General features: G+C 47.7%; 21 protein-coding genes and 1 pseudogene. 13 read left to right on the plus strand and 9 right to left on the minus strand.

Features of this window, described 5'->3' with window-relative positions; genetic code table 11:
- Positions 1-324 precede the first annotated feature (324 nt).
- The 5 genes from KNP87_RS15690 (at position 325) to KNP87_RS15710 (ending at position 5,989) form a co-directional block, all read left to right on the plus strand.
- Positions 325-723, plus strand: a complete 399-nt coding sequence (locus tag KNP87_RS15690) for a MerR family transcriptional regulator (protein ID WP_028107138.1) — start codon at positions 325-327, stop codon at positions 721-723.
- Positions 724-757: 34 nt separating this feature from the next.
- Positions 758-2,071, plus strand: coding sequence for a hemolysin family protein (locus KNP87_RS15695; protein WP_214722238.1), 1,314 nt, complete (start codon positions 758-760; stop codon positions 2,069-2,071).
- A gap of 174 nt (positions 2,072-2,245) precedes the next feature.
- Entirely contained in the window at positions 2,246-3,931 is a 1,686-nt protein-coding gene (locus KNP87_RS15700; RefSeq protein ID WP_214722239.1) for a LytS/YhcK type 5TM receptor domain-containing protein, read from the plus strand.
- 103 nt (positions 3,932-4,034) lie between these two features.
- Positions 4,035-5,063, plus strand: coding sequence for an aldose epimerase family protein (locus tag KNP87_RS15705; protein WP_214722240.1), 1,029 nt, complete (start codon positions 4,035-4,037; stop codon positions 5,061-5,063).
- 71 nt (positions 5,064-5,134) lie between these two features.
- Positions 5,135-5,989 carry a DegV family protein gene (locus KNP87_RS15710; RefSeq protein ID WP_214722241.1) on the plus strand — a complete coding sequence of 285 codons (855 nt, stop codon included), beginning with the start codon at positions 5,135-5,137 and terminating at the stop codon, positions 5,987-5,989.
- A 65-nt stretch (positions 5,990-6,054) separates the two neighbouring features.
- On the opposite strand, the gene crcB (KNP87_RS15715) is transcribed toward KNP87_RS15710, so the two are convergent.
- Positions 6,055-6,402 carry a fluoride efflux transporter CrcB gene (gene crcB, locus KNP87_RS15715; RefSeq protein WP_214722242.1) on the minus strand — a complete coding sequence of 116 codons (348 nt, stop codon included), beginning with the start codon at positions 6,400-6,402 and terminating at the stop codon, positions 6,055-6,057.
- Positions 6,399-6,800, minus strand: a complete 402-nt coding sequence (gene crcB / locus KNP87_RS15720) for a fluoride efflux transporter CrcB (RefSeq protein WP_214722243.1) — start codon at positions 6,798-6,800, stop codon at positions 6,399-6,401. Before crcB (KNP87_RS15720) ends, crcB (KNP87_RS15715) begins: the two co-directional genes overlap by 4 nt.
- A gap of 146 nt (positions 6,801-6,946) precedes the next feature.
- Here crcB (KNP87_RS15720) and KNP87_RS15725 point away from each other — a divergent pair, with 146 nt between their 5' ends.
- Positions 6,947-8,419, plus strand: a complete 1,473-nt coding sequence (locus tag KNP87_RS15725; RefSeq protein WP_214722244.1) for a methyl-accepting chemotaxis protein — start codon at positions 6,947-6,949, stop codon at positions 8,417-8,419.
- 101 nt (positions 8,420-8,520) lie between these two features.
- Positions 8,521-9,450, plus strand: coding sequence for an NADP-dependent oxidoreductase (locus KNP87_RS15730; RefSeq protein WP_026834143.1), 930 nt, complete (start codon positions 8,521-8,523; stop codon positions 9,448-9,450).
- Here the strand turns inward: KNP87_RS15730 and KNP87_RS17415 are convergent.
- Both KNP87_RS17415 and KNP87_RS15735 read right to left on the minus strand, forming a co-directional pair.
- Positions 9,399-9,621, minus strand: a pseudogene (locus KNP87_RS17415) (hypothetical protein); the annotation flags it as partial. The gene KNP87_RS15730 and the pseudogene KNP87_RS17415 sit on opposite strands and share 52 nt — an antisense overlap.
- A gap of 102 nt (positions 9,622-9,723) precedes the next feature.
- Positions 9,724-10,494: a nucleotidyltransferase domain-containing protein gene (locus tag KNP87_RS15735; protein WP_214722245.1), complete on the minus strand. Its 771-nt coding sequence runs from the start codon at positions 10,492-10,494 to the stop codon at positions 9,724-9,726.
- A 107-nt stretch (positions 10,495-10,601) separates the two neighbouring features.
- On the opposite strand from KNP87_RS15735, the gene KNP87_RS15740 reads away from it, so the two are divergent.
- Positions 10,602-12,515, plus strand: coding sequence for a 3'-5' exonuclease (locus KNP87_RS15740; protein WP_214722246.1), 1,914 nt, complete (start codon positions 10,602-10,604; stop codon positions 12,513-12,515).
- Between the two features lie 7 nt (positions 12,516-12,522).
- Here KNP87_RS15740 and KNP87_RS15745 read toward each other — a convergent pair whose 3' ends face one another.
- Complete coding sequence (locus tag KNP87_RS15745; RefSeq protein WP_214722247.1) at positions 12,523-12,882, minus strand: winged helix-turn-helix transcriptional regulator; 360 nt, start codon at positions 12,880-12,882, stop codon at positions 12,523-12,525.
- 121 nt (positions 12,883-13,003) lie between these two features.
- On the opposite strand from KNP87_RS15745, the gene KNP87_RS15750 reads away from it, so the two are divergent.
- The gene (locus tag KNP87_RS15750) at positions 13,004-13,864 is read left to right on the plus strand and encodes a VOC family protein (protein ID WP_026834138.1); all 861 of its coding nucleotides are present in this window, start codon (positions 13,004-13,006) and stop codon (positions 13,862-13,864) included.
- A gap of 329 nt (positions 13,865-14,193) precedes the next feature.
- On the opposite strand, the gene KNP87_RS15755 is transcribed toward KNP87_RS15750, so the two are convergent.
- Positions 14,194-15,114, minus strand: coding sequence for an Rgg/GadR/MutR family transcriptional regulator (locus tag KNP87_RS15755; protein WP_214722248.1), 921 nt, complete (start codon positions 15,112-15,114; stop codon positions 14,194-14,196).
- Between the two features lie 365 nt (positions 15,115-15,479).
- On the opposite strand from KNP87_RS15755, the gene KNP87_RS15760 reads away from it, so the two are divergent.
- Positions 15,480-15,896 carry a CPBP family intramembrane glutamic endopeptidase gene (locus KNP87_RS15760; protein ID WP_214722249.1) on the plus strand — a complete coding sequence of 139 codons (417 nt, stop codon included), beginning with the start codon at positions 15,480-15,482 and terminating at the stop codon, positions 15,894-15,896.
- Positions 15,897-15,994: 98 nt separating this feature from the next.
- On the opposite strand, the gene KNP87_RS15765 is transcribed toward KNP87_RS15760, so the two are convergent.
- Both KNP87_RS15765 and KNP87_RS15770 read right to left on the minus strand, forming a co-directional pair.
- Positions 15,995-16,780: an NUDIX domain-containing protein gene (locus tag KNP87_RS15765; RefSeq protein WP_119923755.1), complete on the minus strand. Its 786-nt coding sequence runs from the start codon at positions 16,778-16,780 to the stop codon at positions 15,995-15,997.
- A 177-nt stretch (positions 16,781-16,957) separates the two neighbouring features.
- Positions 16,958-18,169, minus strand: coding sequence for a dicarboxylate/amino acid:cation symporter (locus KNP87_RS15770; RefSeq protein WP_214722250.1), 1,212 nt, complete (start codon positions 18,167-18,169; stop codon positions 16,958-16,960).
- 302 nt (positions 18,170-18,471) lie between these two features.
- On the opposite strand from KNP87_RS15770, the gene KNP87_RS15775 reads away from it, so the two are divergent.
- On the plus strand, positions 18,472-19,059 hold the full coding sequence (locus KNP87_RS15775) for a DedA family protein (RefSeq protein WP_214722251.1): 588 nt from the start codon (positions 18,472-18,474) through the stop codon (positions 19,057-19,059).
- Between the two features lie 99 nt (positions 19,060-19,158).
- On the opposite strand, the gene KNP87_RS15780 is transcribed toward KNP87_RS15775, so the two are convergent.
- Positions 19,159-20,529, minus strand: coding sequence for a copper amine oxidase (locus KNP87_RS15780; RefSeq protein WP_214722252.1), 1,371 nt, complete (start codon positions 20,527-20,529; stop codon positions 19,159-19,161).
- Positions 20,530-20,885: 356 nt separating this feature from the next.
- Here KNP87_RS15780 and KNP87_RS15785 point away from each other — a divergent pair, with 356 nt between their 5' ends.
- Complete coding sequence (locus KNP87_RS15785) at positions 20,886-22,259, plus strand: PepSY-associated TM helix domain-containing protein (protein ID WP_251135655.1); 1,374 nt, start codon at positions 20,886-20,888, stop codon at positions 22,257-22,259.
- Positions 22,256-22,708, plus strand: a complete 453-nt coding sequence (locus tag KNP87_RS15790) for a hypothetical protein (RefSeq protein ID WP_214722254.1) — start codon at positions 22,256-22,258, stop codon at positions 22,706-22,708. Before KNP87_RS15785 ends, KNP87_RS15790 begins: the two co-directional genes overlap by 4 nt.
- Positions 22,709-22,727: the final 19 nt, after the last annotated feature.

Genomic DNA, 22,727 nt, shown 5'->3' on the forward strand with positions numbered 1-22,727 from the left:
ATTCGATTTTATAATGAGCTACGGTATCAAAAACGATTAAACGGCTTAAGTCCGCTGGAATTCAGGGCTCAAGCCGTTTAAAAATTTTATATTATTTTACCTGTCTACTTGACGGGGAGTAGTTCAGTCAGAGACAAACAAGACCTTCTTTCCTGCCTGAATGAGGCAGGAAAACGGGCTTGTGTCTCGCCTGAGGAAAGGGCGTGGAAAGACGAGTGGTTCTTTTTTTGAGTCAGCCCCTTTTTCCTGTTGCCTAATAAGCATAACGTTGTTGTGTACGGTTTAACCGTGGTATGATAAAAACATTATCTAACGGAATAGGAGGTGAGGATCTTTGGGAAGGCGTTGCTTAAAATCGGTCAGGTCGCGGAGGCCACCGGCTTATCAAAACGGACGATCGACTACTATACATCGCTCGGTTTATTAACAACAGAGCGCACCGCATCCGGCTATCGTTTGTATACGGAAGATGTCATTCAACATATTCAAAAGATTGAGTATTTAAAAACACAACGGCTGTCCCTGCAAGAGATTCTTGCTTTCTTCACGGAGCGTGAAGTCAAAACGGGTGACGCCATTTATCAGGAAGTACAGCAGCTTCAAAACACGGTCACGGGACTCGAACAGCGTTTGATGCAGGCGACGGATTTTGAAAAACAGGAAATTCGGCTTGAATTGTCGCGTCGGTTAACATTGATTGCTTCGTTGATTGCTCAGCTGTAACAAAAAAATGGAGGTGACCCCTGTTTAGGGGATTTTGGATACTATATTATTTATCAATTTATTTTTAGTGGTGTTATTGATCGCGTTGACCGCGTTTTTCGTCGGATCAGAGTTTGCTGTCGTTAAGGTACGGATGTCGCGTCTGGATCAAATGATTCAGGAAGGAAACAAAAGTGCCATCTTGGCGAAAAAGATTGCCGGCGACCTGGATTATTACTTGTCTGCCTGTCAGCTTGGAATCACGGTAACGGCACTTGGTCTTGGGGCACTCGGTGAACCGACCGTCGAAAAAATCTTGCACCCTGTGTTTGATGAATTTGGTGTGTCGGCTGCCGTCTCGACCTTATTGTCATTCGGGATTGCCTTTATTTCCGTGACGTTTTTACACGTCGTTATCGGAGAATTGGCACCGAAGACACTTGCGATTCAGTATGCGGAAAAAATGACCTTATTGTTTGCCCGTCCATTGTATATTTTCGGGAAAATCATGTACCCGTTCATTTGGTTGCTGAATGGTTCGGCCCGACTGTTCCTTGGATTATTCGGTGTCAAACCGGCTGGACACGAACAAGCCCACTCAGAAGATGAGTTGAAAATCATCATGGCACAAAGTTTTCAAAGCGGTGAAATCAATCAGACGGAACTTGCGCTCATGCAGAACGTCTTTGCGTTTGACGAACATGTCGTAAAAGATTTGATGGTTCCGCGGATGCGGATGGCGACGATCTCAGAACGGTTGTCAAAAGACGAATTGATGGAAATCTTCATGGATAATCCGTTTACACGTTATCCGGTGACGGAAGAAAACGATAAAGACCGGATTCTCGGCTACATCAACGTCAAAGAGATGCTGACGGACTTCGCCAACGGGAATAACCATCCGGTCACACATTACGTGAAAGATTTACCGGTCGTCTCGGAAGTCACATCGCTCCAAGACACGTTGCGGAAGATGAAGAAAACGCGCTCGCACATCGTATTGGTCGTCGACGAATACGGCGGAACAGCCGGAATCGTCGCGATGGAAGACCTGCTCGAAGAGATCGTCGGTGAAATCCGTGACGAGTTTGACACGGATGAAGTCGAAGAAATCCAAGAGTTGCCGAACAATGAGTATCTGATTGCCGGTACTGTATTGCTGGAAGATCTTGAAAACCGATTCGGCTTGACGTTTACGAACGATGAGGACGTCGATACGATCGGTGGTTGGATTCAGATGCACAACATCGATTTACAACCGGGAGAACACATTGATACGGAAGCCTTCTCAGTCGAAGTGATTGAGATGGAAAACTATCAGATCAATCAAATTAAATTATGGTTGCACCCGCTTGAACAAGCGGAATAACCTGTTGCGTCTTTCGCCTTGTGCGGAAGGCGCTTTTTTTCGGGAAAAGATCAGTCGGAAATTGAAATTCACGGCGAATGTGTAAAGAATATTTCAGTTGGTAGGGAAACGGTGAAGCGACCGGGAAAGAGGTAACAAGACAAAATAGGGGGTTCATGAGAAGGGAGGTTTCCGGTGCTTGAGCAAATTCCGTTTTTACTCAGCCGTTTAGGCATGTTGGCTTTACTGGCCTTTTTATTATCGCAGTGGCGGACGTCACGGCACCTGTTCCAGACGTCTTCGCGACGTGCCCATCACCTGGTGTTGTTAAGCGTGTTTGTTGTGTCCGGCATCCTGATGAATTATGCCGGCATCGGGTTGTCGGCGGACCAGACAATTGATCCGTTGCTTGGACTTGCAGTCTCGCCCGATCAATGGGTTGTCGATACCCGACTGACGATTATCGTGACGAGTGGTCTGCTCGGCGGACCGCTTGTTGGCGGAGTGACCGGTTTGCTCGTAGGCTTTCATCGCTTTTGGCTCGGATCGTTTGGTGCGGAATCCGGTTGGATCATCGCCGTTTTAGCGGGATTGTTAAGCGGATTGTACAGCCGGCACTGGCGGATGAAGGATCAGTATGCCTTGCTCCAACCGATCGGGATTGTCTTGAGTGCCGTCATTCTTGATATCGGGATTGCCCTGCTGTTAGCTTCAGACGAAGCCCTTGTCCTGGAATTGACCCGCCAGGCCGTCTTTCCGATGTTGTTCGTCAATGCTGTCGGAATCAGTGTGTTCATTGCAATTCTGCGAGCCCAGTTAAAGCTTGAACATGAATTGTTTGTCCGGGAGTCAGCACGCGCATATCGCCTGCTTGATGCCATCCGTCCGTTACGTAAACATGGATTGACAGTCGATGTTGCCCGTCAGATCGGCACGACGATTTTGGCCGAGACGAAGATCAACCGTGTGGTGTTGCTCGGCGCAGACGGGATTCTGGCGGATGTCCGAACGGGACACGATACCGCCGATTTGTTTCAACATCAGACGATTCTCGAGTGGGTGGAAGCCGGAGTAGTCCACCGATCGGAGGATGCACTGACGCATCAAATCGTCTCCTTTCACCCGCTACAGATCGAAGGAAAAAAAGCCGGCATCGTCTGTTGGTTCCCGGCTAATTTATTTGACGATACGATGGAACAGACAATGGAACAACTGGTCGGACTGCTGGCGCGGGAACTGGTGCTTTATCAAGACGAGCAACTCGAGCAGTCCCCGAACCAAACGATCAAACCGATTTTGAGTATCAATTATCTGCTTGGCATCGTCGATGAAATTCATCAAACGGCGGATCCGGATACACCGGTCAAACATCAGCTGGGTGCGTTACGGCAACTGTTGACGACGGCTCGTCGGATTGATCTCTATCCGCTACGCGAAGAGTTGTTGACGCTGAAGTCGTATTTATCGCTCGAAGGGATACGCCGGCATCATCCGTTGACATCTGCTGCTGTCACGATTGATCTCGACATCGAGACGGCTGTCGAAGAACATTTTGTCTTTCCGCTGCTCGTGACACAACTGGTCGACAATGCGTTACGGCATGCCTTTCCGCAAAGTGGACCCCATCACCGGATCGATGTCCGGGCATTTCAGGAGGAAGCCCATTGGGTACTGGAAGTGACGGACAATGGAACGGGACTGCCGGGAGACTTCTTGAAACGATGGGAGCAGGACAAAAAGCCTGAAACGAGTAATCTCTTTTTGTTGCGCCGGGCCTTGATGCGGCGATATGGAACGACCGCTCAGTGTACGATCCATTCACGACCCGGGAACGGGACGCTGATCAAAATCGTCCTGCCGATGGAAAGTGACTGGACCTGACAATCGTTTGATTCCGCGCGTTGGAATCAGGCGATTGTTTTTTTTTAGCTGATCCTGGGTAAAAATGAAAGCAAGAGCAGATTGATACAGGAGGATAAGGCGCATGATTACAACAAAAGAAGTCGGGTATTCCAGCGAGCAACCGATCATCGCTTTTACATTGATGAATCGCAGCGGACACAGCGTAGAGCTACTCAATTTAGGCGGGAAAATCACGGCAATCCGCGTTCCGGATCAACAGGGAACGGTCGAAAATGTCGTCTTGGCCTTTGATGATATTGAAGAATATTTAGAAGATCCCCATCATTTAGGGGCGACGATCGGACGGGTCGGCGGTCGGATTGCCAACGGAGCATTTGCGCTTGAAGGGATGAACTATATCCTCGAACAAAACGAAGGGGAGCATCATCTGCATGGCGGCAGCGTCAACTGGTCGAACCGATTTTTTGAACATGAAATCGACGGCGACACGCTCCACCTGTTGTTGACGAGTCCGGATGGCGAAAACGGTTATCCGGGACAACTTGATGTCCGGTTGACGATTGACTGGACCGATGACGATGCGTTGATTTTAACGTACCACGCGACGACGACGGCTTCGACACCGTTCAGTCCGACGAACCACACGTATTTCAATTTGACGGGAAATGCGAAAACGACGATTGAGCAGCACCGTTTGCGAATGGATGCACCGTTTTATATTCCGTTAAATGAGGAGTCGGTTCCGACGGGTGAGATTTTATCCGTCAATGAGACCGTCTTTGACTTCCGGACAGCGCGTTCTCTGTATGAAGTGACACATGCGAGTGATGAAGCATTGCGTCAGGCCGGCAGCGGTGTCGACCACCCGTTTTTATTAAAAGAAGGCGGGGAAATCGTATTGGAAGAGCCGGTCAGCGGCCGGACACTGCGTGTCGAAACCGATCAACCGGGCGTCGTCGTCTATACGGGCAATCATCTGGCGGGCGACTTTACCATCGCCGGACGTCGCGCAACACCGTATCTTGGAATTTGTCTTGAGACCCAAGGGTTGCCGGATGCCATCAATCAGCCGGATTTTCCGTCTGTCGTCTTGCGGGCCGGTGAGGTCTATGAAAAACGGACGACCTTCCAATTTAGTCGGATGCAGTAACGTTTTTTTGCTAACATCCTAAGCGAGTATGGTAGGATAAAGCGAGAAGAATCTAACGGAGGCATAGGAAAATGACTAAAATAGCATGGGTGACCGATAGTATGGCCTATTTCAAAAAGGAAGAGGCAGAAGCAATCGGCGTCAATGTCGTACCGATTCAAATCTTGCTCGGTGAGACAGCATATAACGAAGATACGATTACCGTCGAACGGTTATTCCGCGCGCTTGAGGCAGACAAGAAGTTGGTCGCCAAAACCTCGCAACCGATTTTTGGGGAATTCGTCGGGACGTATGAACGATTAAAAGAAGAAGGATATGACTGTGCGATCGCTGTCCACTGTACGAACGGTTTGTCGAGTACGGTGCAAAGTTCAGCATCGGCAGCGGAAGCAGCCAGCTTCCCGGTCCATATCATTGATTCCCATACGGCGTTTGAAAACCAACAGGAATTCATCCGTTACGGCATGGAGCTCGAAGCAGCAGGCAAGTCAGTCGAAGAAATTACGGCAGCCTTGCATGCACTGGCGAAGAAAACGCATTTCTACATGATTGTCGGAAACATGGAGACGATGCGCCGGGGCGGACGTGTCTCATCCGGTGATTTGTTCCTGGCCAACCTGCTCAGCATCAAACCGATCATCACGACGGACGAATCCGGAAAAATCGTCCCGTTTAAAAAAGCGCGGTCGCTGAAAAAGGCGTACATCGAAATCATTAAACAGGTCGAAGAAGCGATGCGTCAGCAGACGTTTTATAAAAACCGGATTTATGTCGCAACGACGATGGCACCAGAGATGGCGGCTGATTTAAGGACACAAGTCGCAGCAAAATTCCCGGAACTGACGGTGCTCGACGGGACGTTCGGTCCGGCAATCGGAACACACGCCGGAGCAGAAACAGTCGGCTTGTTCTGGCTGAATGACTAAAAAACAGCGAAAAACCAGAATCGATTCCTTGAGGCAGGGAATTGATTCTGGTTTTTTCATGTCGATCAGGCAAGAATAATTCCTAAAAAAGCGGCACCAATTCCGCAAAGGTAACTGAGTCCGAGATACAGCACCAATGTCTTTCGATTTTGATTCTGAACGAGTTGTAGCGTTTCTAGCTTAAAAGTCGAAAACGTCGTAAATGAGCCGAGGAATCCGGTCCCGAGCAACAACGTCCAGGTCGAATCGAGGTGTGAGCCGATGACAAGGCCGAGTAAAAACGAACCGAGCACATTGATGAGGAATGTCGCCAACGGAAAATCCTGTTTCCACACCGTTTTCATCCACTGGCTTAAGGCGAAGCGGCTGATTGCCCCAAAAAAGGCACCGGTCGCAAGAGCGAGGAAATTCATGAGACCTCCTCCTTTTGAAAGCGGCGTAACCGGCGTGATCCGAGGAGGTAACCCACGTAAGACAACAACAGGCCGCCAAACAAACTGAGACTGATATAGGCGAACGCATAACTGTACACACCAGCCCGCAACAATTCAACCGATTCGACACTGAACGTCGAGAAGGTCGTGAAGGAACCGACAAAACCGGTTCCAAGTGCCGTCATCGCATACTGATGCAGCAAGGTTGTCTTAAATAAAAAATGTGTCGCGTAGCCGAGTACGAAGCAACCGATTAAATTGATGCTTAACGTCGCCCACGGGAACGCACCCACCGCAACGTGTCCGATGAGAAGACCAAGACCATACCGGGCAGAGGCACCGAGTATACCGGCGAGCCCGACTAATAGATAGAGCATAGAGAGCCTTCTTTCACTCATTTTGTATTTACCATACGCTTTTCAGAAATCAAGCGTCAAGTCATGAAAATTTTTATGGAGACTAAACGTCATCTCAAAATTGGACGATAAGAAAGTGTACGAATCCAACAGAAGGAGTTTTGCAGATGGTCTCACCGCTTGAACGATTGAGTACAAAAATACTCTCTCGTCTGATCCCTGTATTGATTACAATTGCCCATCCCTTGATTTTTATTTTTGCCCAAATCGGCTATGTCCCGATGAGTGTCTTTTATCAGTTTTTAGCCGGCGGACTGTTACTAACAGTCGCATTGCTTGCCGGAAATCAGTTTTTCGGTGAAAAGCCGAGCGGGAAATACATTCAAATCGTCTTGACGTACCTCGTCCTGGCACTGGTGCTTATCACCTTACCGTCCCAAAGCATCTGGACGATTGCTTATCTCTATCTGACAATCTCGATCGTCTATCTTATCCCGCACCTGGTCGTGCTCGCAGGTGTCCTCGGATTGTTTGAACTGGTTCTCTTTACGATGCTTGGAACCATCGTCTTTACGAACACGTTTGACATGATCGTCGCTTTCGTCATCTACTTGATGGTCTTTTCGGCAGCGACATTCGTCGCCGTATTTGGGCGAAACGTCATGCGGGAAGTGAAGCGCCAACAAGAAAAAGCCGAACATTATGCGGAGACGTCTCAACTGACGCTTCGTCAGTCAGCGGCGACCGCAACGGATGTCACGACGTTCACGGAAGAGATGAGTGAAACGGTCGATACGGCAAAAGCCTCGTTCGAGAAAATTGATCAAGCGATGCAGATGCTGGCTGATAATTCTTCGAAAAATGTCCAATCCGTCCGACAGATTAAACGGATGAACACTGATAACGTCGAGTTGATGGCAGATGTGGCAACAGCCGTCGATCGGGCACTTGCTCTCAGTTCATCATCAAAAGTCACGGCTGAGCAAAGTCAGGCTACGATCAGCGAAGCCGGCGAGTCGTTACAACAATTAACCGAAAGCATGGATGAATCGGTCACCGCCTTTGGACAGCTTGCAGGACGTTTCAAAGAGATCGTCAGTATCACTTCGAGCATCAATGCGATTGCGACACAAACCAATCTCTTGAGCTTAAATGCCTCAATCGAAGCGGCACGTGCCGGTGAGTTCGGGAAAGGGTTTACCGTCGTCGCTCAGGAAATCCGGAATCTGTCCGCGCAGACGGCTGCGGCTTCGACGGAAATCAATCAGATCATCGAACGGGTCGATCGTGATGTCATGCATACCGGAAACTCAATTGATGCCAGCACCAATTTGCTACGGGAGCAGGAAGCGCGGATGCAACGGAGTCAAACCGCGTTGCAGACGATTGCAACCGATTCGAACGATTCCGTGCAAGCGATCAGCGGCGCACAACAACAATTCGTGACGATCACAAACAGTCTGACGAACATCGCACAGGCGACGGAACAGCTCGACGCCTTCATGGATCTGTTACTGACGAGCAGTGATCAACTGTCCGGATTGACACGGTCGCAAGTCGAACAAATCGCTGATTTACAGCAGGCCATCCATACGTTAAATGCCACGGCATTAACACTGCAACAGACAGCTCATGCCTGACACACGTGTACCGATTCTGACGAGTCGGTACACTTTTTTCGTTTGTCGCAAGTGGTGAACGGGAACAACTAGAAGGTACAACAATCAGAGGAGGAAATGACATGAAAGCAGCCTATATTGAACAGTACGGTGGTTCGGAGCAATTTAAAGTGGGGGAACTCGACCGTCCGGGTATCGGAGCCGATGACGTCTTGATTGCAGTGCATGCAGCAAGTGTCAATCCGGTTGATTGGAAGTTGCGTGAAGGATACTTAAAAGAAATGCTCAGTTACGATATGCCGCTCGTCATCGGTTGGGATGTGTCCGGTATTATCGAAGAAGTCGGGGCGAATGTCACGGACTTGAAGGTCGGCGACGAAGTGTTCAGCCGTCCGGATATCGCCCGTCAAGGAACTTATGCCGAGTATGTCGCGGTCGATGCTCATCTTGTCGTCAAGAAACCGGAAGCGCTGACGTTCGAAGAGGCAGCGTCACTCCCGCTCGTCGCCCACACGGCATGGCAGGTCATGTTTGAAGTGATGGACGCGAAAGCAGGGGACAAAATCTTTATCGGTGCCGGTTCAGGCGGCGTCGGAACAGTCGCGATTCAACTCGCGAAAGCGCACGGATTACACGTCATTACGTCAACAAGTACAAAAAACGTCGACTGGGTCAAAGCGCTCGGAGCAGACGAAGTCATCGACTATAAACAGGAAGACCCGGCGGATCGTGTCCGTGATCTTGATTTTGTGTTTGATACGATGGGCGGCGACGGACAAGCGAAGTTGTACCACATGCTTAAACCAAACGGAATGCTCGTCTCGATTTCGACACCACCCGATGAAGATCAGGCGAAGGAAGCGCAGGCACGCGTCGCCTATGTCTTCATGCAACCGACAGGCGAGCGGCTGCAACATATCGCCCAGGCCGTTGAACGGGGAGAGTTAAAACCGGTCGTCGACCGGATCTTTGATTTAGACCAGATTAAAGAAGCGCATGATTACGGCGAAGAAGGACATGCCAAAGGGAAAATCGTCATTAAAGTGAAGTGAGCAAGAAAACAGAACGCGCTCTCAAATAGACGAAAGTCAATATCCTTACGTAATCCATGAGATACACAGGCAAGACTTCGCTTTCCTCGGGCGAAACGTGAGCCTCCTCGTCGCCTGCGCGACTTGCGGGGTCTCACCGGTTCCACTTTTCCCGTAGGAGTCTTCGTCTTGCCTGCTTCTCTAGTAATCTCCTGAAAATCACACAAGAAAGCCGATTCCTTCTTTTTTTAAGAGGAGGGATCGGCTTTTTGCACGAAGCTGGATTTTATGGTCTCAATAGACTTGTTCGGATGCCAACAGTCGATCGAGTAACTGTAACGTATCCGGCTGACGGATCAGCATCTGTTGCAGATGTGGTAATTCTGCCTGCAGAAATTCCCGGTAGAGACGAGCTGCTTCGCCATGCGTGGCCGGAACGAGGACCGCATAAATCGCTTCCAGGCGCAGGCGTGGAGCGTCCGGTAAATAATCAGGAATCGTCTTTAAACCGAGTTGGGCCCGGTCGGGGACGTAACGGTGCAGCAACACTTTGGCGAATTTCGTCAAGGCACTCCGCAACATTTCAACCGCCCATAAGGCATTGCCGCGTCCGGCTGCTTTTTGGTACTGGAACAGGAACCAGATCGCATCAATCGCTTCGTCTTCTGCTTCTTGTGTACTCAGTGCCAGAGAAGACGTGTCGGTATAACGATCGAGTTGTCCGGCCGGATCGTACAGAACACGGATCGTATCGTGGTGATTCAAGGAATCGAGTGTCACCGTAAACAAATCAATATGTAAGAGGTCGTCATAGACGGCAATCAACTGCGGGGCGACGATGAAGATGTCGTCTTTCCAGATGATGGGGCGGTAAGCAGACAGATGATCCATCCGGCGTGTCAAAAAATCGGGCAATGTGTCACCGGCGACCAGGCAATAGAGGTCAATATCTGAATAGACATCTTCCTCTCCACGGCCAAATGATCCTTTCAGAAAGACGGCTTCGACGGCAGGATCTTGTTTTAAGCTTTCAAGCAACTGTTCAATCGCATAAAGTTGACGCATTGGTTTCGCTCCCTTACGTAGTCTATTCCGTCAGTTTACTTAAATGGATACTAAATGGCAATTGTAAATGTTAAAATATTCTTAAAAATCAAGAGGAGATGAGCGAAATGGCGACGACTGTGCCGGAAACGATTCGAACATCGGCAACAACGGGAGAACGTCTGTTGTTTCGAACACTAAAAGAATATCTACCGGATGACTATATCGTTTATTTTGAACCGGAAATCAAAGGAGTACGCCCTGATTTTGTCATTATCGGACCTGATATTGGTTTGCTGGTGTTAGAAGTTAAAGATTATACAAGCAATACGTTATACCAATTAAATCAAGATCAGTGGACCATTCAATCGACGAGCGGGAATTTACATACAGTTAAAAGTCCATTGGTCCAAGCGAGAGAATATGCTTTTAAAGTGGTCGACGTATTAAAAAAAGACAAAAATTTGATTCAAGGCAGCGGGAAATATCAATTTCAGCTTAAGTTCCCTTACGGTTACGGCGTCGTATTCACCCGTCTGTCAGAACAGCAGATTGTCAAAAATCAGTTGTATCATGTAATCGATATGGAATCGATGCTAGCGCGTGAGTCCATTAATCCGGAAGATGATCTTTTTTCGGAAGAACAACTTATTGAACGCTTGATTGGAATGTTTAAAGTGAACTTCAGATTAAAAGAGCCGTTGACGTATGAAGAGATTAATACCATCCGCTACTATCTGTTTCCGGAAGTACGATTAGGTGCAGAATTTCAAAAAACAATTCCTCATCAAGATCAATTACTGTTGTCATTGTATGACATCAAAACAATGGATTTGCATCAAGAAAATCTGGCAAAACAGATCGGGGATCGTCATCGGATGATTCGAGGTGTAGCGGGAAGCGGAAAAACGCTTATTTTAGCGAGTCGTGCTAAAATGCTGGCAAAACAGCATCCGGATTGGAAAATTCTTATCCTTTGTTACAACATCTCACTGTCACAAAACATCAAACATATGGTGCAAGCGATGTATGCCCAGCCGGAAGATTTATTTGATTATGCCTACGAACAGGGAGACGCAGTAACAGGTAAGATACCTGAAAATCTCCATATTTTGAATTTTCACCAATGGTTAAAGCAAAGTCTCAAAACATCAGAACAGCGGATTGATGGATTGATTGAGTCGCTTGAAAAAAAAGAAGCGATTGTTCCCAAATACGATGCGATATTAATCGATGAAGGACAAGATTTTCAAATGTCTTGGTTGCATCTTGTCAGCCTGTGTTTAAATCCTGAGACACAATCTCTTTTACTTGTAGAGGATCGTGCGCAGTCAATCTATAAGAAAAAAGGAAGTTACGTAAAAGAAACGGGACTCGATTTTAGAGGACGCTCAAAGATCCTGAACATCAATTATCGAAACACGTCACAAATCGTTAAGTTTGCATGGGAGTTTTTCCAAAATCATTCTGTGCTAAAAAATAAAGTTGTATCGGGACAAACTGAAAGTTTCGAATTGATTTCACCGTTAAGTACCCGGCGAAAAGGACCGGAAGTAGCTCTAATGAAGGTTGACCATTTTGCGAAGGAAGTGGATTTAGTCGCAAGGCAAATCTTACGGCTAAATCAGACGAAGCAGGTGCCCTTCTCAGAGATGCTGATCCTATATCGGGTAAAGCGAACGCATAAACATGATGTCGTTGATGCCCTGCGTCGGAGCTTAACTCGATACGGCATTTCGTATCAATGGATATCTGAGAATGAAGCATCCAAACGTTCCTATAACCCGGAATCAAACAGCGTTAAGCTGAGTACAATCGACAGCAGTAAAGGACTGGACTTTCAAGCTGTTTTCATGATTAAGGTGGACTTAATACCGTTTCCTCTGGAAAAAGATGTCGAACGTGAAGTTTCTTTAATGTACATCGGCATGACGCGAGCGAAAGAATATTTATACCTGTCTTACTCAGATGAGTCCGATTTCACGAAATATTTAGATCAAGTCAGGACAGCTCAATCATCTGATTCATCTAAACAAGCATAGTAAAAACTTACGGGGTGGAGATGGACACATCATGTGATTTTTCTTTCTGCGCCAAATGTTCGACGTGTTTTTCGCCCCACGCGTTGATGGCGTTGAGAACGGGGATTAACGTCTTGCCATAATCGGTCAGTGAATACTCGACACGGGGCGGGACAACTTGATAGATTTCCCGGTGGACAATATCGTTCAGTTCCAGTTCCCGGAGCTGTGCCGTCAGCATTTTTTGCGTGATGTTCGGCAGATGCCGTTTCAGCTCGCTGAAGCGAAGGGTGTCATGGGTAATTAATTCGAGCAAAATCGACGGTTTCCATTTTCCGGTCAGAATTTCGAGTGCGGTCTCGACGCGACAGCTGGGTGTCTGTTCCATCGTGGTGCCTCCTTCGTGGTATCGTTTAGGATACTATACCACCTTTTAGTGCCTACTTCCGTTCCGGTCGCTCCTGATGGATAATGAACACACGAAGCGAACCCATGAGGAGGAAAAAAAGATGAACATTGACCCAAACATTACACTCGGACCCGTCCGTTTACGGATTACGAATTTAGCACAATCGATTACCTTTTACCGTGATTCACTCGGCTTGACTGTCTTGGCACAAGACGAACAGACGGCCACACTCGGTGCCAAAACGACACCGCTCGTGGTGCTCGACCAGCACAGTACGGCAAAACAACTGCCGAACAATTCGGTGGCCGGCTTGTATCATTTTGCAATTTTATTGCCGAACCGAAAAGAGCTCGGATTTGTCATCCGTAATCTGATTGCCCAAGGGGTTGAACTCGGACAAGGCGATCATCTCGTCAGCGAAGCGTTCTATTTGTCGGATCCGGACGGGAACGGCATTGAAATTTATGCCGATCGTCCACGCGAGACGTGGACCTACGAAGCGAACGGTGACGTCAAGATGACGACCGATCCGGTTGACTGGCAAAGCATGCTCGTTGAAGCGGGTGAGGAAGAGTGGTACGGAATGCCGGCGGATACGGTCATGGGACACGTCCATTTCCACGTCAAATCGCTGGAAGCGGCGCGGAAGTTTTATGTCGAGACGCTCGGCTTTGATGTGGCGGCGGATGCTTCGAGAATGCGGGCATTGTTCCTTGCTGCCGGTGGTTATCATCACCATATCGGAACAAACGTCTGGGCAGGTGTTGATGCGCCGGAAACACCGTCGGACGCCGTTGGACTTTCGTACTGGACACTGATTTATCCGACTGAAGCGTCACGTGAAGCAGCAGTTTCGGCAATCGAACAGACGTCGTATGAGATGAAACGTACGGACGACGTTATTTACGTGACAGATGACGCCGGCATTACCGTTCGATTGGCTCTGGCTCCGTCTGTCTGATCGAAAATGCAGATAAAACAACATCCCCTGCCACATGACGATGTCGTGTGGCAGGGGATGTTTGGGTTGAAAAGTAAATGGATACTTACATGATTTTAAAGCAAAAACAGTTGCACCGATAGGAACCCGGTTAACGGTATCATTAGCTTCGATCCGAATAAATGCGTCTGCATGTACATGTAAGCAAGCCAAAATAAAACAATGGAAATCAAAACTCGTTCTAGCAGCATCGTTCCCGAATAACGTGTTTTTTTCAAAAAAGTCACCGTCCTCTTATTTGATATAGCTTTACTTTATCGATATCAAGAGGAACGAATGTAAAAAGTCACTTATTTGATATCCGAATCCGGTCCTTCTTCTTCGAGAAGGGTGACATAAAAAGAGCGGGAGAGTTCTTCTTGATGGTGATAACCGAGTACGTTGTAGATCATCAACGTCTGCTCGACGTCCTGTTTCCCAGTGTTGTGCTCACCTTTGGCAATCAGGAGGAGTCCTGTATAAAAGAGATGAGTATTTCGATAAAACATCGTTTCGATCCCTTGCGAAAATTCATCGAGTTGGATGAGTAAAGTTTGCGCCATATTCAACTCAGAGCTCATGATCAATTCATGGATTTCATTAATCAGCAAAGTACAGATGACGGTCCGTCCGCGCTTAAAGTGCTTGTAACGATGCAGGGAGGGGAGGATGCTACGGAAGTACTCTGTTTTCCGCTCATAGTCAATGAAATCAAGTGTGTTCGCAAAAAAACGTAGTTCGCCAATCGTCCAGGTTTGAATCTGGTCCAAGTAGTCGTGAATCGTATCACGAGTCTCTTGTGAGACCGCTTCTTTCGACAGCACACCGTATTGATTGAAATAGGAAAGTTGCTCGATACGAGCATCTAATTCGGCAATCCGTAAATCATTTTGGTAGGAATCAGGAAAGTCGCGATAGGTCTCCCGTAACGTCATCAATCCTTTAATATCATTCGCATTGCCCTTTAATCCATACTCATCATAAAATTGTTCGACGAGCGATTCCTTGTATTCATGTTGAATGTACAGGAATTCATCAAGTTCTATACCGAGCCGTTCGAGGAGTAATTGGATGAGATGAAACGAGATCTCATGTTTTCCCTGTTCAAATCGGATCGCATAGGATTTGGACATGACATCGCTGTACAGTTCTTTTTGTGTGACGCCTTTTTTGATCCGCAGTTCCCTCAGTAATTCTCCGTGAGATAAGATAAAAATCCCTCCTGTATTCATAGTCAATGGACTGCTACTTCCTAATGAGAAAAGAACGAGACAAAAGAATAAACGTTCCTAAAAAGGACAGGTACTAAATAGGAGACTATTGGAATTATTCCCGAATATACGTCTTATACTTCAAGTATCAAATCAAACACGATTTAGACATCGTGTAACTACTCAAGGAGGAACATGTCATGAAAACGATGCGGACGACAAACAGTGGCTTAGTAATAGGAGCAATTTTATTATTAATTGGTTTTGGAGCGTTAGTACAGTGGGAGTCAGCATGGTCAGCACTATTTGTTTGTGGGCTTGTCGCATGGGCAGTAGCTTTTAAAAAGGATAGTCTTCAAGTACTTTCATTTCCGAAGAAAATTTGGATGATTCCCCTTAGCGTCATCCTTTACTTTGTCGTGGGTCTGCTGATTGGGTTATTATCGGGTATGGCAGGAATGGAATGGGCGGCTAATCCGGCATCCGGTCATCTGGGACAAATCATTTTTATCATGCCGTTCATGCTGATGGGTGAAGAATTGCTCGGGATCGGTATTCTTGAAGGCGCACGGAGTAAAGGATTATCAATGTGGACGAGTACGCTGTTAAGTGCTGTCGTCTTCGGTCTCATGCATATTCCGTCATACTGGGATGGTTCATTCGTATCGACACTCTTGCATGTTCTTCTTCTGCAAGGTGTGGCTCGAGTGATCTTCAACTACCTCTATATTAAAACAGGTCGTAGTATTTGGGGTTCCTGGATTGCGCACGTGATTGTCGACCTGATTGCACTCTCCCTCTAACAGAATGCATGTATGAACCTGAATTCAAAAATCCAGCAGTAGACGTATAGAGTCTACTACTGGATTTTTTTGTTGAGTACGGATGAATTATACGTTAATTAACGGAAAGATGACGTTGCATTTCCGTCATAACGGCTGATCAGTTCATACGGTCTGACTTTATATAAGGCATGCGGGAAGTAATGTGGATCCATCGCGTCAAGCGTCCGCAACTGGAAGTGTTCCCGCTTGATATACGTGTCGATAGTGTCGCGCGTCAGCGGGAAGAAGCCGACTTCCGCCGTTTCCCCTTCCTGCGGACGAAGTTCTCCGCTTGTGTACGTACCGCGGAAAGCAACGCAGAGCACGTGGCTCGAGATATTTTGATAAATCCCCGTGATGCCGTCGATTGTGACATCAGCGCCGGTTTCTTCTTTGACTTCACGCTTGATGGCATCAAGAATCGATTCATGATTTTCGACCTGACCGCCCGGCATCTCATACGTGTCCCCACGATGGAGATTGCGGACAAGCAGGACTTCCCCGGCTTCGTTCGTGATATAAGCGGTGACGCTGACGATGGCACGCGGCGGCGCATAAACACCGGTCGCCGTCAAAAAGTCTTCCGTTGATTTAATATAAAGGTTTTTTCCGAGTCGGGCGCGTTTTTTCATCGCTTCGCGGCGCAACGTGCTGCCACGGACGTCCCGGTCGACTTGTTCGTAATGTTCACGATCACGGTATTCCCAGATCGCAATGACTTCATCTTCTGCTTCGTTTACCCAGCGACCCACAAGACGGGCGCCATGGCTGATTTGTAACGGGTAGAGATACGTGTGAAAGAACTCGGTAAATTCCTGCAGTCGTTCCGGGCGAATCGTATAGGTCTTCCGGCGATGTAACATGGAAATTCCTCCTCTATCGTTTCAGCAGTTATGTTCTTAGACTACCTTCTCGTACGCGAAACGAAATCCCTGCTTTTCCCCGGAATCCGTTCACGAAAAAACGACTTCGCGTCATGCGAAGTCGTTTGGAATGTGCCGTTCAATGAATCGTTTCAGAAGGCACCGCTGAGATCCGCATCAAGCAATTTCACGCGGCTTTTTTTCATCGAGAATCGATGTGTTGCGTTTGACGGCATGTACCATTTTCGCGATGGCACCATCACCTGCAACGTTAGCGGCTGTACCGAAGCTGTCCTGCGCGATATACAGGGCAATCGCCAGACTGACCATCGTTTGATCAAATCCGAGCATCGACACAAACAGTCCGGTTGCAGCCATGACAGCTCCACCCGGAACGCCCGGTGCAGCAATCATCGTGACGCCGAGAGCGAGAATGAACGGGAAGATTTGACCAAATGTCACCGGCAGATTGTTCAAGTAAAGAATCGCAATGACTACAGAGGTCAATGTAATCGTTGAGCCGGCGAGGTGAATCGTCGCACAGAGCGGGACGACGAAATTGGCGACTTCCTCATCGGTATCGTTCGCCTTCGTTTGACGCAGCGTAACCGGAATCGTTGCTGCCGAAGATTGTGTCCCGATGGCAGTGAAGTAAGCCGGCATCATCGTCTTGAGGAGGCGGAACGGATTTTCTTTATTGACGATGCCTGCGATGACATATTGAAGTGTCAGCATGACAAAATGCAAGATGATGATGACGACGAAGACAAGGGCAAACACAGAAAGGATTTCTGCGACTTGACCGGCATACGTCATGTTCATGAAAATTCCCGCGATATGGAATGGAAGTAACGGAATGATGACTTTCGCAATTACGAGTTCAATGATGCTGCGGAAATCAACCGCCAGTTCCAACAGTCGATCACTCTTGACGGCAGCGATCCCGATGCCGAACACGAATGCCATGACAAGAGCTGTCATGACGCCGAAGACCGGCGGGATTTCGATTTCCATGAAGCCTTTCAGCAACGCTTCTTCTGGGTTTTCCATCTTGCCGAATGAGCCGCTCAACATTTTAGGGAAGAGGCTGACGGCCGTTCCATAAGCGAGGAGTCCGGCGGTAACCGTTGACAGGTAAGCGATGAGGGCAGTGATGCCAACCAGCTTTCCGGCACCTTTACCAAGTTCTCCGATCCCGGGAACGATAAAGCCGAGGATGATGAGTGGGATGGCGAACGATAAGAATTGACCAAATATGCCGTTAAACGTTACAAAAGAACGGACGATCCAATCGAAGCGTTCGGTGACGAGACTACCTACTATAATTCCAAATGCGATGGCGATCACGATACGTCCCAGTAGACCGATGTTAAACTTCAAACCAATCATCCTTTCTCAAAAGAGTAGTAAAGCTGAATAGGTGCTATTTTCGCACATTCAAAATGGTATTACCACCGTGTTTGAATCATTCCAATTATTTCGAAAACAGAAACCGATTGCAGGGTTTCCCGAAAAAATGCTTCAGTACTTTAGTACAGCCACTTCTAATCGAAACAATGTACGGATTTAAAATCATATTTTTAGGACATCGTGAAAATATAAGAACTAGTTAAGAAAAGAAAAGGGCTCAACTATAGAAAAAAAGGGCATACTTGAACTATAGAGAGAAAAAAGAGGGAAGTGAAAGAATCATGGATTTTATGGCGTTGGTTCGGTTAGCGGGCGGCATTATGTTTACCCCTTTATCGGATGATGTGCTGATGATGGGACACGTTGCATTACGGTTACGGGAAGGCATTCATCCGATTTTGATTTGGCTTGCGGCATGGCCGGTCTTTTTTATTGCGTTTACTTGGTTTTATCTGCTCGCACGTTTTTTCCGGGAGATTCCGCTCGTGAAACGTTTCATGAAATCTAAATTTCTGGAGCAGGCCGAGTCGATTTTGGAACGCCGTGGGTTGTGGGCAATCGGTTTATCGTTCTTTTTACCGGGTGTGCGGCACCCGATTCATTACGTTGCCGGGTTGCTCGGTTATCCGTTACCGCGCTATTTGGCGATGACATTCGCTGCGGCAGGTCTCTACACCGGGTTATGGACGTTTTTGATTGTTCGAATCGGAGAGGCGGTCACATGGTCGGAGCTTTGGATGTGGTTAATTCAAAACCCGAGTATGGTGATGCTGATCTTAGCTGTCCTGCTAACGGTAGTTGTTTCAAGTCTCGTACATGCGAAACGTCGGCAACGCATTAAAAAAGAAGAAAGTTACGTGACGGAATAAGACAACTGAACACTGAGAAGTGGACAGGTTGTCTTTTTTACATAAAAAGCCCCCCTTCAGAAACGAATTCTGAAGGGGGGCTTTGTTCATCCATTAATCTTATGCATTTTGACGTTTGCGAGCGAGGACGATTCCGGCTGCACCAAGTGCGAGACCGAAGAGTGCGATCGCACCAGTCGTTGCTGCTGTGTTGTTGTCGCTCATGCCGCCGTTACCAGTGTTTGGCATTGAGCCTGGTGTACCGTCCATGAACTTCTCTGGTGATTGTTTGACGATTGCGTCACCGAGGTTTGCTCCCACGCCGTACATGTAAGCGTAAGACTCACGGAACGTATCAACTGATCCTTTGTAGTCGCCTTCCGTGTACTGCATGAATGTATCTTGGATATACGTTTCGTGGCCAGATACGGCTTCTTGTGCTGCTTTTGTCGGAAGGTTTTCTTCCGTTGCTGCGCCAAGGAACGCACCGAAGTCATTTGAGAACATTTTAAGCATCTCTTGAGCGTCACCCATCAATTTCTTGTCGTCATTGATGGCTGCTGTGACAAGGTTGGCTTGTGCTTCGATGTGGTTTTTCGTCCAAACTTGCTCGAACTGGTCCGCGCCTGCTTGACCGTAAACCGATTTCATGGCCGCTTTGAAGTCAGCTGTGTGCATGTCTTCTGCCCAGTTTGCTGCATCGTAGTCTTTCGCTTGATCGACGCCTGCTGTCATGCTGATGTTAGCCAGTGCGACGTGCTCTGCTGCCAGACTGTTGAGTGTTGACCGGAGGTCAGCTGCTTTTGTATCCGCTTTTGTGTTGTCGAACTTCTCAGGCATCTGTGTTGTGATCGCGACTGAGAGTGCTTTCGAGATGTCATACATGCGGCTGTATCCTTCGCGGAACGTGTTGTACGATCCTTCGTAGTCACCGGCTGCATATTGTTGGAATGTTTTATAGACGTCCGCTTCATGGGCACGGAGAACTTCTTCCGCTGCTGCCTTCGGCAGTTTACCTTCTGTTGCTGTATCAAGGAAGCTCGAGAGATCTTGGACGAACTCTTCTGTTTCCGCTTTTGAAGCGTTGATGCCGTCTTGGTCGTCCGCTTTGACGGCTTTGACGAGATCGGTTGTGTATTTGTTATGGTCGACGAAGATTTTCTCGAACTGTTTCGCGCCTTCTTCACCGTAGACCGATGCGATCGCTGGCGTCATGTCGAGTGCGTTCTGTTTGAGAGCCGCTTCGTAATATTCTGCGTCTTTTGATCCGTCATATTGTTTTTTCATGTCCATGACGGCAAGCACGAAGTGCTCAGAGAGTAGTTGATCAAGTGTTGCACGAAGATCAGCGGCTTTTGTTTTGACCGTGACATTTTTCGCGCCATCCTCATGTTTCATCTCATCTCCGCCACCAGAAGCGAATGCCGCTGTTCCTGGTAATACGAGTGCTGCTGCCATTGCTGTTGCTGCGAATTTTTTCGTGTTTTTCATTTTGTCTCATCCTCTCAAATTTGGGTGTGTATTTTAACCAATTTGGTAATTCATTTCCTCATCGTTCTGAACAGCATACGCACCCGGATTTCGTTTGGATTTAAAAAAGATTAAAAAATATGAAAAGATTTCAAAATCATTTAGAGAACTTGTAGAAAAAGTAAGTACTATCATATAGAAGCTATGAAGTAATTGTGGAGAAAGACCTCATAATCTCACTTAATTAATACGCAGAGATATCACCGGATTGGCAAAAAATCGCCATAGTGTCAACGGTCTAAAGGTTATGTAAACGCTTATACTTATCCTGTGTTCACAGGGTGGACATATTTTTTAGGGGATAAGGGGGATTCATGATGAAAGGACGGAATCGAACTCCGAAACAACAGCGGAGTTGGTACCAATCAATGTGGCGGTGGCATTTTTATGCAGGCATTATTTTTGCACCTATTTTTATTATTCTTGCCGTCACAGGGTCGATTTACTTATTTAAACCACAGATTGAAGACAGGCTTTACAGCGAAATGGTATTTACCGAAGAGTCCGGGGAACGTGTTGCTTTAGAAAAACAAGTGCAGGCGGTGACAGAGAAGTATCCGGAAGCAACGGTTTCGTCCATCGGGCAATTTGAAGAAGCTGACCGGACAACACGGATGGGGGCAATGTTTGGTGAAGAATCCGGATTCGTGTATGTGGATCCGTATACGGCAGAAGTAACGGGTAAGCGGGTGGGTGAAGGTCCGCTTGGCTTCATCAAAACAATTCATGGTGAGTTGTTTGCCGGGAAAGTCGGCAATCTGCTCGTCGAGCTCGCAGCAAGTTGGGCCATCATTTTATTGATTACCGGTACATATCTCTTTTGGCCGCGCGGCGAACAGGGAAGCTTCAAACGGGTGTTTTTCCCGTCTTTCAAAAAGAAGGACGGATCGCGTAATTTTTGGAAAGGTCTTCACGGTTCGGTTGCCGTCTGGTCGACGTTTGGTCTTGTCCTCATCATCGGTTCGGGTCTCGCTTGGTCGGGTGTTGCCGGAGAATGGATCAATACGGTCGCGACGAAAACCAATTCGAACTTCCCGCAATATGCATTTGGACCGGATGAGACCTTGACGTCACAAATCGTCACAAAAGATATTGCGACAGACATACCATGGGCGACGCAAAATGATGTCGTACCGACTTCGGGACCGGCGAAGCCCCTGACGATGAGCGTATCGGAAGCCGATGTCGAGGCGAAACAACTGGGCATCGTCAAACCGTATCAAATCACGCTCCCGCAAGGGGAACAAGGCGTGTATACGATCTCATCTTTACACAGTAATCCGATGAACGAGAAGACGATGCATCTGGATCAATATTCAGGGACGGTGTTATCGAGCGTGACGTTTGCTGATTATGGACTGCTTGCGAAAATGATTTCGATGGGAATCGGTTTCCATGAAGGAAAGCTGTTTGGTCTGTTGAATCAACTGGTGGGGCTGGCGCTTTGTCTCGGCTTGATTTTCATCGTCGTCAGTTCAGTCGTCTTGTGGTGGAAACGCCGGAACGGAGCCGGAAAGTTAACCGCTCCGAAACGTGCCGTCGACCAACGTGTCAAAAAAATCGTGGCCGGTTTAATTTTACTGATCAGCTTGACGATGCCGCTTGCCGCCTTGTCGGTCATTGCCATCATTGTACTCGATCTGCTGATCTTTAGCCGTCGTCGCAACAAAAGTCAGGGGGTAGCTGCATGAAACGACTGTTTATGACAGGAGCATTGGTCAGCAGTGTCCTTTTACTTGCCGGATGTCAGTTTGAAACGAAAGCAGCACCGCCGATGATGAAGGTTGGGCTGTACGCACCTGAAAAAATTGCAGCCGATAAACGCACGACGGTCGCTGTTGAAATTGAAAATCCGCAGGACATTGATGTCGTCCACGTACAGGTCACGCCGATTGGAAGTGAGGACACGGAGACGTTTGAAACGGAAAATAAAGAGGGGCATTACGTAAGCAGCATTCCGTTTAAAAAGTCAGGTGTCTACGTCGTGAACGGGATGGTCCATGTGGGTGAAAAAGTCTATACACCGAAGTCACTCGTTCAGGTGGGAGACGTTTCAGAAGCAGAGCTTGAGCAGGCACAAGCGATGTATCAGTCGCAGGCACCGGCAACGCATGACGGACATGGTGCAGATCATCATTAAAAAGCAACATGGGGCGGAA

The sequence above is a fragment of the Exiguobacterium sp. s192 genome (assembly GCF_018618795.1).
Taxonomy (GTDB): domain Bacteria; phylum Bacillota; class Bacilli; order Exiguobacteriales; family Exiguobacteriaceae; genus Exiguobacterium_A; species Exiguobacterium_A undae.

Bases quoted from the DNA above. Each gene is read 5' to 3' on its own strand.
- KNP87_RS15705 (WP_214722240.1), top strand. From the start codon at position 4,035: ATGATTACAACAAAAGAAGTCGGGTATTCCAGCGAGCAACCGATCATC.
- KNP87_RS15710 (WP_214722241.1), top strand. From the start codon at position 5,135: ATGACTAAAATAGCATGGGTGACCGATAGTATGGCCTATTTCAAAAAG.
- crcB (WP_214722242.1), bottom strand. From the start codon at position 6,402: ATGAATTTCCTCGCTCTTGCGACCGGTGCCTTTTTTGGGGCAATCAGC.
- crcB (WP_214722243.1), bottom strand. From the start codon at position 6,800: ATGCTCTATCTATTAGTCGGGCTCGCCGGTATACTCGGTGCCTCTGCC.
- KNP87_RS15725 (WP_214722244.1), top strand. From the start codon at position 6,947: ATGGTCTCACCGCTTGAACGATTGAGTACAAAAATACTCTCTCGTCTG.
- KNP87_RS15730 (WP_026834143.1), top strand. From the start codon at position 8,521: ATGAAAGCAGCCTATATTGAACAGTACGGTGGTTCGGAGCAATTTAAA.
- KNP87_RS15735 (WP_214722245.1), bottom strand. From the start codon at position 10,494: ATGCGTCAACTTTATGCGATTGAACAGTTGCTTGAAAGCTTAAAACAA.
- KNP87_RS15740 (WP_214722246.1), top strand. From the start codon at position 10,602: ATGGCGACGACTGTGCCGGAAACGATTCGAACATCGGCAACAACGGGA.
- KNP87_RS15745 (WP_214722247.1), bottom strand. From the start codon at position 12,882: ATGGAACAGACACCCAGCTGTCGCGTCGAGACCGCACTCGAAATTCTG.
- KNP87_RS15750 (WP_026834138.1), top strand. From the start codon at position 13,004: ATGAACATTGACCCAAACATTACACTCGGACCCGTCCGTTTACGGATT.
- KNP87_RS15755 (WP_214722248.1), bottom strand. From the start codon at position 15,114: ATGAATACAGGAGGGATTTTTATCTTATCTCACGGAGAATTACTGAGG.
- KNP87_RS15760 (WP_214722249.1), top strand. From the start codon at position 15,480: ATGATTCCCCTTAGCGTCATCCTTTACTTTGTCGTGGGTCTGCTGATT.
- KNP87_RS15765 (WP_119923755.1), bottom strand. From the start codon at position 16,780: ATGTTACATCGCCGGAAGACCTATACGATTCGCCCGGAACGACTGCAG.
- KNP87_RS15770 (WP_214722250.1), bottom strand. From the start codon at position 18,169: ATGATTGGTTTGAAGTTTAACATCGGTCTACTGGGACGTATCGTGATC.
- KNP87_RS15775 (WP_214722251.1), top strand. From the start codon at position 18,472: ATGGATTTTATGGCGTTGGTTCGGTTAGCGGGCGGCATTATGTTTACC.
- KNP87_RS15780 (WP_214722252.1), bottom strand. From the start codon at position 20,529: ATGAAAAACACGAAAAAATTCGCAGCAACAGCAATGGCAGCAGCACTC.
- KNP87_RS15785 (WP_251135655.1), top strand. From the start codon at position 20,886: ATGAAAGGACGGAATCGAACTCCGAAACAACAGCGGAGTTGGTACCAA.
- KNP87_RS15790 (WP_214722254.1), top strand. From the start codon at position 22,256: ATGAAACGACTGTTTATGACAGGAGCATTGGTCAGCAGTGTCCTTTTA.